We start from the raw sequence: 12640 nt of genomic DNA, 5'->3' as shown, positions 1-12640 counted from the left end.
TTTATTGCTCCTTTTTTGCCTTCTCGTGATATTTTATGCTTTCATTTAGTCCTTTAGTCATATCATCAAAGTTTATAACTTGATTATATTTATACTTATCAACCGAATGCATATATAAAGGGTCATAATACTCTACTAAATATCTTTCTACTAATTCCTCGTATTTTCCTTCATCTAATAGATTAATATATTCATCTACTCTCTTATGACCTAATCTTTTTCTAAATTTATTTATACAATCTTTTAAAGTTTGTATGTTTTCTTCTTTATTTTTTTGATTATGTATATAATCTCTACATAATCTTTTAACTCTATTTTCAGTACTACATTCTAATAATATATGATGACCATCTCTTATAATAGCATCATATATTTCATTAGGTACACAAACATGACCTACTCTTTTACTTTCACTTTCTATAAATATATAATCTGAGTTTGAGTAAAATAATTCTTCAAATATTTTGGTTTCGAATTTCTTTTGACTTGGTGGTTTTTGGTCAAATGTTATAAATCCAAATGTAGAACCACTATTTTTAGCTATTCCTTCTAGATCTATATTGTCTATGTTATTTTCTTCTAACATTTTAAGTAAGTCGGTTTTTCCGACTCCCGTAAGTCCATGAACTACTATAAATTCTTTTGTATTCATTATATTTCTTAGATAATCTAATACATAATTTCTATAAGATTTATATCCACCTTCTAATTGGTATACATTTATGCCTAGAGAAGAAACTAAGTTAACTACCGATCCACTTCTCATTCCTCCTCTAGCACAATAAACTACTACATTGTCATGATTTTTTGCAGCTTCTAATACATTAAGATATATATCTTTTAATTTATATCCAACATAATCAAATCCTATTTTTATAGCTTCATGTTTTCCTTGCATTTTATATATAGTACCTACTTCATTATGTTCATTGTCTTTAAATAATGGCATGCTAAATGCATCTAATATATTATCTTCTTCATGCTCTGATTCAGTTCTTACATCTATAAAAACTACATTTTCCAACTTAAGTGCGTCTTCTATTTTTATTGTCTTCAATTTTACTCACCTTCTAAATTTTGTAAGTCTTGTTTGCTTATTAATACTTTTCTTGGTTTGCTTCCTTCACTTGGTCCAACTATACCTCTTTCTTCCATAGAATCTATAAGTCTTGCTGCTCTATTAAATCCTATTTTAAACTTTCTTTGTAACATAGATGATGACCCTTGGCCACTTTCAACTATAAATTCTATAGCTTCACTTAATAGCTCATCTTCATCACTTGATTTTGCTATATTAGCTTTTGATATAGTCTCCATTATATCTTCTTCATACTTTATTTCATTGCCACTAACTTGTGATTTTACAAAGTCTATAACTCTTTCAGATTCACCTTCTGATATAAACGCACCTTGAAGTCTAACAGGTTTTGCTGCTCCTAATGGATAGAATAACATATCACCTTTACCTAATAGTTTTTCAGCTCCACCCATATCAAGAATTGTTCTTGAGTCTGTTTGTGATGAAACAGCAAATGCTATTCTAGATGGTATGTTAGCTTTTATAACTCCTGTTATAACGTCAACAGATGGTCTTTGTGTTGCTACTATTAAGTGCATTCCAGCTGCTCTTGCCATCTGTGCTAATCTACATATATAATCTTCAACATCATTTGAACTTACCATCATTAAGTCTGCAAGTTCGTCTATTATTATTACTATCTTAGGGAGTTTTTCTTCTGCCTTTTGATTGTAACTTGTTATATCTTTTACTTGTGCTCCTGCAAATAACTTGTATCTTCTATTCATTTCTGTTACTGCCCAGTTAAGTGCATTAGCAGCTTTTTTAGGATCTGTAACTACTGGTATAAGTAGGTGTGGTATCCCATTATAGTTTGCAAGTTCAACTACTTTAGGGTCTATAAGTAATAACTTTACTTCATCAGGCTTTGCTTTATAAAGTATACTACTTATTAGTGTATTTACACATACACTTTTTCCTGAACCTGTTGATCCTGCTATTAACATATGAGGCATTTTTCCTATATCTGCTATTACAGTTTTTCCTGCTATATCTTTACCTAGTGCCATAGCAAGTGGAGATTCAAAGTTTCTAAATTCTTCACTTTCTAATACTTCACGAATTCCTACCATTTGTGCATTTTCATTTGGCACTTCTATACCTATTGCACTTTTACCTGGTATTGGAGCTTCCATTCTTATACTTTTAGCAGCTAAGCTTAGTGCTATATCATCTGTTAGATTTACTATTTTACTAACCTTAACTCCTGGGCTTGGCTGTATTTCATATCTAGTTATAGTAGGTCCTACTGTAACTTGATTAACCTTTGCTTCAACTCCAAAATCAGATAAAGTCTTTTCTAAAAGAGATGCATTTTTAAGTACTTTTTTTCTTCCTCCGTCATCACTTTTTTTATCTATTTTGTTTAAAAGGTTAAAGCTTGGCATTTTATAGTTTTCATAACTCATATTTGAAGCTACATTTATATCTTGAGTTTTCTCCATATCGGAATTGAATGTTTTAGATGTTTTTATAGGTTGTTCCTTTACATCTTCTACAACTCCTGTTTTAAAGCTTTGTAATTCCTTTATTGTATCTAATTCTGGCATATTTTGAGTACCTTCTAATATTTCTAGGTATTCATCTTCTGCCTTATTAAACCCAACTATTTTTATAGTTTTATCTCCTATATCATCTTCGTCTTGGTCTATTACATATTCTTCCTCTTCTTTAGAGTTTTTAGACATAAAGCCTTTAAATAGACCTTTTTTATCAACCATAGTTTCTTCATCTACTTCTTCTGTCATCATATCTATTGCTGATTTTTTCATATTAGATACTTTTTCTTTTAAGTTTAGGTTTCCATTTTTAGCACTTGATGATTTTGCTTTTATGTTTAATATTAAATCTTTAACTGATATGTTAAAGATAAATAATATAGTCATTACAAGTGCAAATATACTTATCATCCATCCACCAGTTAATCCAAACATTTTAACGATATAGTAAGTTATAGTGGTAGATACAAGTCCACTTCCTTCTCCACTTACCCCCATATCCATAACGCCTTTAATCATGTCTGAGCTTAAAGGAGAATCTACAGGCAAACTTTTTGCATTTAATAATCCATAGAATATAAACATAAATAATATTACTACATAGTATGTTTTAGTATTTTTTAATCTATATATATATTCGTTGCCTTCAAAGAATCCAAGTATCCCTATAATAATTACTATAAATGGTATTATTACAGAAAGAGAACCAAATAATCCTTTAAATAAAGATTGCATCATAGATCCTATAAATCCCATTGAACTTGAATTTAAACTATATAATAAAAATATACCTATAAATATAGTTACCAAATTATGATATTCCTGATTAAAGCTTAATTTCTTTTCTTTTTTCTTGCTTTTTTTCTTTTTAGCCACTCATCTCACCTCTTATCTTACTTTAAGTATATCATAGCAAAAAGTGTTAATGCCTTAACACTAACACTTTTATTTTATCATTTAATTATATCATACAACATATATTTATAACAATTTTTATTTATCTTGATTCTTTTCATCTTCTTTTATAAGTTCTTTTAACTTACTTAATGCTTCTTTTAATCCTCCAACTTCATTTATAAGCCCAACATCTACAGCTTCTTTTCCTATTAATACACTTCCAACGTCATTTACAAGTTCGTCTTTTGAGTGCATTATCCTGTCTAATTCATCTCTATCTATATTAGAAGTTCTAGTTATGAAATTACTTATTCTTTCTTGCATTTTTTTAAAGTATTCAAAAGTTTCATTTACTCCTATTACAAGTCCGTTAGTTCTTATAGGATGAACTATCATGGTAGCAGTTGGTGCTATAAATGAATAGTCTCCTGCAGTTGCAAGAGGAACTCCTATACTATGACTTCCTCCAAGTACTAATGTTACTACTTTTTTAGAAATGCTATTTAAAAGTTCTGCTATAGCAAGACCTGCTTCTACATCTCCTCCTACTGTATTTAATATGACAAGTATGCCTTTAGTATCTGCATTTTCTTCTACTGAATAAAGCATTGGTATTATATGTTCATATTTAGTTGATTTTTTTTGAGGATTTCCTACGTAGTGACCTTCTATCTCTCCTATTATAGTTATACATTGTATATCTTTTTTAGGCTGTGGTGGCATATCAGGCACACCCATTTGTTTTATATTTTGTATATCTTTAGTTTCATTTACTGGATTTTCTTCATTTTCATTTTTTATTTGTAATGTACTTTTTTCTCTACCTCTATCACGGCTAAATTCTATATGATTATTGTAGTTAATGTTATCTTCATAATATCTCATGTATGTAATACTCCTCTCAAACTCTGCTTTCATGTTATTTTGTCCAAATATATGCAAAAAATTCTTTAAGCATTTAGTTTTAAAGTATTACATTTATTAATTTTAATATAATTTTTGTATTTAGTCATTTTTTATTGTATATTAGGTATTTTTACTTGATTAGTTTAAGTGAAATTCATTATGAATTGCATGCACTGACTTTGATATATCATTACTATCTACTAAACAAGATATTGTCATACTAGAATCAGATGTTTGAAGTAATGGTATATTTTCTTTTGATAAAGCTTTTACTAATCTTGACATAACTCCTGGTATGCCATTTATCTTAGCACCTATTAAAGTTACTTTTGCGCAATTTTTTCTTATGGAATATTCTATGTTTGATTTTTTAAGTATATTTTCAAGTTGCTCTATATACTCTTCTTCTACTACAAATGCTTTTTCTTCTATAAAAAAGTTTATCATATCTATACTTATGTTTTCTTTTTCTATATCATTTAATATATTTGTAAAGTCATCTTCACTTGCTTTTATTTTAACTTGTGCTACTTTATCCTTGTGAGCTACAGCTGTCATTAGGCTATTTTTTACTTCATACTCCATATATTCCCTTTGGCACTCTGTACATATTCTAGTTCCTGCAAACTCTGGATTTAATGTATTTTTTATTGAAAGTGTTATATTTGCACTCCTTGCAAGAGATACTGCTCTTGGGTGTATAACTTTAGCTCCTTTTTCTGCCATTTGAAATACTTCTTCATAATCTATACAATCTAATACCTTAGCATCAGGTTCTATTCTTGGGTCTGCTGTCATTATTCCATCTACATCTGTATATATCTCAACCCTAGAACAGTTTAATGCTTTTCCTATTGCAACAGCTGATGTATCACTACCCCCTCTTCCTAGTGTTGTTATTTCTCCATCTTCTGTTTTACCTTGGAATCCAGCTATTACTACTACATTGTTATCATTTAACTCTTTTAATATTCTTTCTGTATTTATATCTAATATTTTTGCATCTGAAAAATTATTAGTTGTTATTATTCCAGCTTGATATCCTGTCAAGAAAGTAGACTTTATATTTCTAACCTGTAACATATTTGTAAGTACAGTTCCTGATATTATTTCGCCACAGCTCATTATCATATCTAGTTCTCTTTTGTTTGGTTGATCGTTTATTTCACTTAATAAAGAAATTAATGTATCTGTTGCATATGGTGAACCCTTTCTTCCCATAGCTGATACTACTATAACTAGCTTTAAATCCTTATAAGTTTCTTTATATGCTTTTATTATTTTGCATACCTCATTCATTTTTTCGTAAGATCCAACTGATGTACCACCAAATTTTTGAACTAAGATTTCCATAATGCCCCCCTAGTATATTCCGTCATATTCAATTATTATCATATCATTTCCTATTTTTCTAACATTTCTCCAAGGTACTTCAAGTACTGATTTATCCTTTCTAATACCAAAGAATCCTTTTTCCCTTGGTATTAATAATGCTAGTATCTCTCCTGTAGTTTCATCTATTATCATGTCACACTCTCCAATTACACCTAATCTTTCTCCTGTAACTAGATTTACTATTTCTTTACCTGCTATTTCAGATAAATTCATGTTTATCCCCCCATTTTTTCTTTTATAGTAAAATATCTCAAAGCATTTTGTAATATAAAAGTAAGTTAAATATTAGTTCACTTTTATATGATTATATTTACCTTAATTTTTATATTAATTTTAATCAACTTTGAGATATTCTTCATTCGTTTATTTTATTGTTTAAAGTATTATAGCTTTATGTTTTCTACATCTCTACCAACTATACATACTCCTATTTTATCTAAATTAAATACTTTATCTATTACCTTTTTTATAGTTTCTCTATCTATATTATCTATAGATTTTAATATTTCATCACTATTTCTTACCTTTTTATTTAGTAGCATTGCCTTACCTATTGCCATCATTCTGCTACTTGTACTTTCTAGACCTAGCATATAACTTCCCTTTAATTGTTCTTTAGTTAATCTTATCTCTTCATCACTTAGGTAATTGTTTTTAAGATCTTTTATTTCCTCTATAACTAAATTATATACTTCTTCTAGATTTTCGTTACTCATACTAGCAAATATTCCCAACTCTCCACATTGTCTATATAAACTTTGAGATGAATATATTGAATAAACTAATCCCTCTTCTTCTCTTATCTTTTGGAATAGCCTAGAACTAATACTTCCTCCAAATATAGTGTTTATTATAGCTAATGCATAGGCTTCTTCTGTTTCTTCAGATGCTATAGCTTCTAAACCAATTGCTAGATTAACTTGTTCAGTATCTTTATTTTTTGTTATATAAGTATTTTTAAAGTCTGCCTTAGTAAAGTTTATATCTACTTCTTTTTTATTCCATGATTTAAACTTATCTTCTATTTCTTTTACTATTTCTTCAAAATTAAAGTTTCCACATATAGATATTACTGAATTATTAGGTACATAATAACTATTAAAATACTCTTCTATTTCTTTTTTATTTATATCAAAAAGAGATTTTTCTGTTCCTATTATGTTATATCCTAAAGAATCTCCTTTATATATTCCTTCACTTAATAAGTCATAAGCTAAATCTTCTGGAGAATCTTCATACATCTTTAATTCTTCAAGTATTACTAATCTTTCTTTATCTATATCAGTTTGATTAAATAGAGGATTTAACATCATATCACTTAATATGTCTATTCCTTTATTTATATGAGAATCTAATAATTTAACGTAATAACATGTACATTCTTTGCTTGTAAAAGCATTTATTTGTCCACCTAAATTATCTATCTCATTTGCAATATCTTTTGAAGTTCTATTTTTAGTGCCTTTAAATAGCATATGTTCTATAAAGTGAGATATACCACTTATTTTCTCATCCTCTATTCTTGAACCTGCATTTATCCATACCCCTAGTGCAATAGACTTTAAATAAGGTATCTCTTCCCCTATTATTGTTAGTCCATTATCTAATATGTGTGTTTTATACATACTTCCCTCCATTTATAATGTCATTTTTATAATTTAATATATTTATAAAGTTTTTATTTTTACTTAGTGCTTTACATGAGCTATGTAGTAAATATCTATACCCTAATATAAAAAATCTAAATATTAGTAGCTTTTATTAAACTACATGTATTAAATTATAAGTTACTATTTTTATTTATTCAACTATTACTATCCTAAAATATATCACTTAACTTCCCTGGTTTTAACCCTTTGTCCCTAATTATATTTATAATATCATCTATACATTGGACTGTTGCATTTGTTGGATGCATTAAAACTATACTATTATCTACTATGTCTTTTTTCTTAATTCTTTCAATTATAACATCTGGCTCTTCTCTATTTTTCCAGTCTATTGTGTCTATGTCCCATTTTATAGATGTATATCCCATTTCTTTTGCTGCTTTTACAGTGTTGTCCCCAAATGAACCTGATGGGGCTTGAAAAAATTTAGTTTCCTCCTGTATTATATCTTCTATTATTTTCTTAGATGTTTTTATTTGCTCTAAATTTTCTTCATAAGATAAATTTGCATAGTCTAAATGTTTATGTCCATGGTTTCCTATTTCATGTCCTTCTTCCTTAATTTTTAGAAGTAATTCTTCATTGTTTTCTGCCCATCTACCAGTTACATTAAAGGTTATTTTTACATCTTCTTTTTTTAGTGCCTCTAGTATTCCCTCTACATATTCACTTTCCCATCCTAGGTCTACGTTGCAAGTTAATGCAACGTATCCACTTTTAACTTTTGTTCCTTGGTAGTATGGCTGATTTGCTACATCTAAGTTTAAGGTTGGTTTTGTCTCTATTTTCATAAAGTATAACCCAGAAATTACAATTAATATAACTGCTATTAATCCTATAATGACTTTTTTTAATTTTTTCTTATTGATTACTATCATCATAATAGTTTTCCCCCTAATCAAGCCTTAATTATGTACAACTTCTTATATATTTTATTAGGTTGTATTAATATTTATGACTCTATTTCTTTGAGATTATTTTTGTATTGTATATTACTTTTAATCAAACTAAAAGACTGTAGAAAATTAGTTCTACAGTCTTTTTGTATTAATATATTATTTTTCTTCTTTTTTCTCAGGCTTTGGTAAAAGTACTTTTCTAGATAAGTTTACTCTTCCTTTTTCATCTATTTCAGTTACTTTAACTTCTACTTCATCTCCTATGTTTAGTACATCTTCAACTTTAGCTACTCTTTCGTGTGCTATATGAGATATATGAAGTAATCCTTCTTTTCCTGGAAGTATTTCAACAAATGCTCCAAAGTTCATTATTCTAGTTACTTTACCAGTATAAGTTTTTCCAACTTCAGCTTCAGCAACTATATCATTTATAAGCTTTTGAGCAAGTTTTATCATATCAGCATCTATTCCTGCTATGAATACTTCTCCTGTTTGTTCTATATCTATTTTAACTCCAGTTTCATCTATTATCTTAGTTATAACCTTTCCACCAGGTCCTATAACGTCTCTTATCTTATCTGGGTTTATATTCATTGTTACTATCTTAGGTGCATACTTAGATAATTCAGGTTTTGGCTCACTTATTGTCTTTCTCATTTCATTAAGTATGTGTATTCTACCAGCTTTAGCTTGAGTTAATGCATCTCTTAGTACTTGCTCATCTATACCAGCTATTTTTATATCCATTTGTATAGCTGTTATACCTTTTTCAGTACCTGCAACTTTAAAGTCCATATCTCCTAAGTGGTCTTCCATACCTTGTATATCTGAAAGTACTGCTACTTTATTGTCATGCTTTATAAGACCCATTGCAATTCCTGCTACCATATCTTTTATAGGAACACCAGCGTCAAGTAGTGATAATGTTGAACCACAAACACTACCTTGAGAAGTTGAACCATTTGAGCTAAGTACCTCAGATACAACTCTTATTGCATATGGGAATTCTTCTTTAGATGGTAATACTGGAAGTAAAGCTCTTTCAGCTAAAGCTCCGTGACCTATTTCTCTTCTCCCTGGACCTCTTGATGGTCTAGCTTCACCAACACTGTATGCTGGGAAGTTGTAGTGATGCATATATCTTTTACTTTCTTCTTCATCAAGTCCGTCAAGTATTTGAACATCTCCTAAAGCTCCAAGTGTAGCTATAGACATTACTTGAGTTTGACCTCTTGTAAATAATCCAGAACCATGAGTTCTTGGTATAAATCCATTATCACACCATATAGGTCTTATTTCATCTAGCTTTCTGTTATCTGGTCTTACATTTTCATGTACTATTAATTTTCTAACTTCTTCTTTTATTATAGCATGAAGAGTTTCTTCTATGTCTTGTTCAAATTCTTCAGCTATTTCTGCAAAATGTTCAAAAGTTTCAGCTTTAACAGCATCCATCTTTTCCATTCTTTCTAACTTTTCAAATGTTTTTATAGCTTTAGCCATTTTTTCGCTTGCAAATTCACGAACAGCTTTTTCTATATCTTCATCTACTTGATGAAGTACAACTTCCATTTTTTCTTTTCCAACTTCAGCTACTATTTGTTCTATAAATTCAACTATCTTTTTGATTTCTTCATGAGCAAATAATATAGCTTCAAGCATTATTTCATCTGGTATTTCTTCAGCCCCTGCTTCAACCATCATTATAGCATCTTTAGTTCCTGATACTACAAGGTGCATAGAACTCTTTTCTCTTTCCTCTGCTGTTGGGTTAACAACAAACGCCCCGTCAACAAGTCCTATTAAAACAGAACCTGTTGGTCCATTAAATGGTATATCAGATATAGATAATGCTACTGAAGAACCTATCATTGCTACTATGTCAGGAGTACAGTCTTGGTCTACTGATAAAACTGTTGCAACTACTTGTACATCATTTCTAAATCCTTTAGGGAATAAAGGTCTTATAGGTCTATCTATAAGTCTTGATGTAAGTATAGCTTTTTCCGACGGCTTTCCTTCTCTTTTTAAGAATCCTCCTGGTATTTTACCTACTGAGTATAACTTTTCTTCATAATCTACACTTAGTGGGAAGAAATCTATTCCATCTCTTGGTGCAGAAGACTTAGATACGTTAACCATTACCATCGTATCTCCGTATCTAAGTATAGCACTACCACTAGCAAGTTCTGCTATTTTTCCTATTTCAACAGAAAGTTCTCTCCCTGCTAAATCCATTTTAAATATTTTATGTTCAAACATTAATTGCTTGCCTCCTCTTTAAAAAACACGTTTATCATCCTATGTATTATATTATCAAAAATAGTATAAATTAACAACATAAAAGTAATTTACTATATTTGGGATAGCTTTGTTTAAATAACCTATTATTAATTTATTATTTACTTATTGATATAAATTTAGTCATATATGTTTTAATCAATTAATATATTCTTTTTAAATAAAAAGTCTGTGTTTAACTTAAAATACTTTAAGTCAAATACAGACTCTTTATATTAATATAAATATCTATCTCTTAATTCTTTTAGATCTTCTACTGTTAATCCAAATTCATTGTATAAATATTCTTCTGTAATTTTATAATCTTCATCTATTCTTCTAAATGCTTCGTTTATATAATCTTCATTTACACCAAATAAATATTTTAATTTTTCCTCAGGAACATTTTTTAACTCAGGTTGTACTTTCATTATCTCTTCTATGGCATCTTGTGCTGATTGATTGCTTTTTAAATAATCTTTTATTATATCTTCTCTACTTACACCTAATATCATTAAAATTATAGCACATCCTACTCCAGTTCTATCTTTTCCTGCTGTACAGTGAGTTAAAATTGGTAGGTTATTTTCATCTCTAATAAGTTCAACTAATCTTTTATATGATTTGTTATTTACTGGTAAATCATAATATCTTTCTTTTAACATATTAAAAGCATTTTCATTTTCAAACATATTTAATAACATTTCTTTGACAGATCCAAACTTAGCCGCGCTCATATCATCCATATTCATAGCAGATACTCTTATGTACTCTATATTTTCTATTTCTTCTGTTGGATTTTCTTTACTTTCTTCTTCGCTTCTATAATCAAATACTAACTTTATGTTTAAATCTCTTAATGTCTGTATATCATCACTACTTAAATTAGCTAAATTTCCAGATCTGAAAAATAATCCTTTTTTTACAGTTCTTCCATCTGACGACTTACATCCTCCAATGTCTCTAAAGTTTATCAAAACTTATCCCTCCTTATCATTTACATTTGATACATACCCTAAATAATTATAATAAAACATAGGTATAATTTTCTATAAAAATCACATTTTAGAAATATATTTTATATAAATTTTTAAGTATACTTGAAATATTTAATTAAGAGTACTATAATCTAATTAAGTAATCACTTAACTAAAAGGAGTGAACATGAATAATTTAGCTAAAGTATTTAAGGCACTAAGTGATGAAACAAGACTTAAAGTTCTTTTGTTAGTTTCAAAAAGAGATATTTGCCAAAAAGGAATCTCTAGGTACTTAGGTATAACTGATTCATCAGTATCTCAGCACATAAAGGTTTTAAAGGAAGCTGAGATAATAAGAGGATATAAAGAAGGATACTACGTTTTTTATCATATTAATGAAAATGTTTTTAATGAATGTATATCATTTTTTAATTCTCTAGGAAATATTAATGAAAACTTATTAGATTTATCAAACATTAATCTTATAAGTACAGACTGCAGTACTAACTGCAAATCTATAAAAAAATGTTGTAAAAGAAGGGATGTTTAATTATGAAAATTTGTATGCCAGTAGAAGTAAATGAAGGTCTTTTAAGTAAGCCATTTGGACACTTTGGTTCAGCTCCAATGTTTTTAGTTTACGACTCAGAAACTAAGGAAGTGTCTGCTTTAGATAATGGAGATTTAGGGCATGAACATGGAAAATGCCAACCTATAAAAGCTTTATCAGGAAATGTTGTAGATGCAGTTATAGTTGGTGGTATAGGTCAAGGTGCTATAGTTAAATTAAATTCTATGGGAATAAAAGTGTATAAGGCTTTAGGAGCTACTTTAAAAGAAAATATAGATTTATTCAATGAAAACAAATTAAATGAATTCCCAAGTAATCACACATGCTCTCATGATGGATGCAACCATCATTAGAATATAAGTTTTGCATAATTATCAACATATAAAAGCCTCTTATTAAATCTTTAATAAGAGGCTTTTTATATAATTCTTAACTACAGTAGTTAACCACAGTTTTTTAAGTATA

Annotated in this window: 11 protein-coding genes; 2 read left to right on the top strand and 9 right to left on the bottom strand. The window is 28.7% G+C overall.

Translation table 11 applies throughout. The annotated features are described in order from the left end of the window. Window position 1: 1 nt before the first annotated feature. From mnmH to I1959_RS05625, 9 genes are all read right to left on the bottom strand, one after another. Entirely contained in the window at window positions 2-1057 is a 1056-nt protein-coding gene (gene mnmH / locus I1959_RS05665) for a tRNA 2-selenouridine(34) synthase MnmH (RefSeq protein WP_166505765.1), read from the bottom strand. Between the two features lie 2 nt (window positions 1058-1059). Next, window positions 1060-3453 (bottom strand): DNA translocase FtsK, encoded by a 2394-nt coding sequence (locus I1959_RS05660; RefSeq protein ID WP_330615167.1) that lies wholly within the window; start codon window positions 3451-3453, stop codon window positions 1060-1062. A gap of 117 nt (window positions 3454-3570) precedes the next feature. Further along, window positions 3571-4359 carry a ClpP family protease gene (locus I1959_RS05655; RefSeq protein WP_176579613.1) on the bottom strand — a complete coding sequence of 263 codons (789 nt, stop codon included), beginning with the start codon at window positions 4357-4359 and terminating at the stop codon, window positions 3571-3573. A gap of 159 nt (window positions 4360-4518) precedes the next feature. Next, complete coding sequence (gene dapG / locus I1959_RS05650) at window positions 4519-5733, bottom strand: aspartate kinase (RefSeq protein WP_195237378.1); 1215 nt, start codon at window positions 5731-5733, stop codon at window positions 4519-4521. Between the two features lie 9 nt (window positions 5734-5742). After that, a complete protein-coding gene (locus I1959_RS05645) occupies window positions 5743-5988 on the bottom strand; it encodes a YlmC/YmxH family sporulation protein (protein ID WP_092924784.1) in 246 nt (81 codons plus the stop codon). Window positions 5989-6158: 170 nt separating this feature from the next. Further along, window positions 6159-7400, bottom strand: coding sequence for a M16 family metallopeptidase (locus I1959_RS05640; protein ID WP_195237377.1), 1242 nt, complete (start codon window positions 7398-7400; stop codon window positions 6159-6161). Window positions 7401-7594: 194 nt separating this feature from the next. After that, complete coding sequence (locus I1959_RS05635) at window positions 7595-8326, bottom strand: polysaccharide deacetylase family protein (protein WP_207733534.1); 732 nt, start codon at window positions 8324-8326, stop codon at window positions 7595-7597. A 174-nt stretch (window positions 8327-8500) separates the two neighbouring features. Continuing rightward, a complete protein-coding gene (pnp, locus tag I1959_RS05630; protein ID WP_195237376.1) occupies window positions 8501-10606 on the bottom strand; it encodes a polyribonucleotide nucleotidyltransferase in 2106 nt (701 codons plus the stop codon). 254 nt (window positions 10607-10860) lie between these two features. Then, window positions 10861-11601, bottom strand: a complete 741-nt coding sequence (locus tag I1959_RS05625; protein WP_195237375.1) for a tyrosine-protein phosphatase — start codon at window positions 11599-11601, stop codon at window positions 10861-10863. A 187-nt stretch (window positions 11602-11788) separates the two neighbouring features. Between I1959_RS05625 and I1959_RS05620 the strand changes: the two genes are divergently transcribed. After that, entirely contained in the window at window positions 11789-12154 is a 366-nt protein-coding gene (locus tag I1959_RS05620) for an ArsR/SmtB family transcription factor (protein ID WP_166505769.1), read from the top strand. A 2-nt stretch (window positions 12155-12156) separates the two neighbouring features. Beyond that, window positions 12157-12528 carry a NifB/NifX family molybdenum-iron cluster-binding protein gene (locus I1959_RS05615; protein ID WP_166505770.1) on the top strand — a complete coding sequence of 124 codons (372 nt, stop codon included), beginning with the start codon at window positions 12157-12159 and terminating at the stop codon, window positions 12526-12528. Window positions 12529-12640: the final 112 nt, after the last annotated feature.

The sequence above is a fragment of the Romboutsia sp. 1001285H_161024_C4 genome, assembly GCF_015550185.1.
GTDB classification, from domain to species: domain Bacteria; phylum Bacillota; class Clostridia; order Peptostreptococcales; family Peptostreptococcaceae; genus Romboutsia_C; species Romboutsia_C hominis.
The sequence above is the reverse complement of the archived record's forward strand: the minus strand, read 5'-3'. Positions and strand labels throughout refer to the sequence as shown.

Excerpts from the sequence above, each read along its gene's own strand:
- I1959_RS05640 (WP_195237377.1), bottom strand. The coding sequence starts at position 7,400 with ATGTATAAAACACACATATTAGATAATGGACTAACAATAATAGGGGAA.
- I1959_RS05655 (WP_176579613.1), bottom strand. The coding sequence starts at position 4,359 with ATGAGATATTATGAAGATAACATTAACTACAATAATCATATAGAATTT.
- I1959_RS05645 (WP_092924784.1), bottom strand. The coding sequence starts at position 5,988 with ATGAATTTATCTGAAATAGCAGGTAAAGAAATAGTAAATCTAGTTACA.
- dapG (WP_195237378.1), bottom strand. The coding sequence starts at position 5,733 with ATGGAAATCTTAGTTCAAAAATTTGGTGGTACATCAGTTGGATCTTAC.
- pnp (WP_195237376.1), bottom strand. The coding sequence starts at position 10,606 with ATGTTTGAACATAAAATATTTAAAATGGATTTAGCAGGGAGAGAACTT.
- I1959_RS05635 (WP_207733534.1), bottom strand. The coding sequence starts at position 8,326 with ATGATGATAGTAATCAATAAGAAAAAATTAAAAAAAGTCATTATAGGA.
- I1959_RS05615 (WP_166505770.1), top strand. The coding sequence starts at position 12,157 with ATGAAAATTTGTATGCCAGTAGAAGTAAATGAAGGTCTTTTAAGTAAG.
- I1959_RS05620 (WP_166505769.1), top strand. The coding sequence starts at position 11,789 with ATGAATAATTTAGCTAAAGTATTTAAGGCACTAAGTGATGAAACAAGA.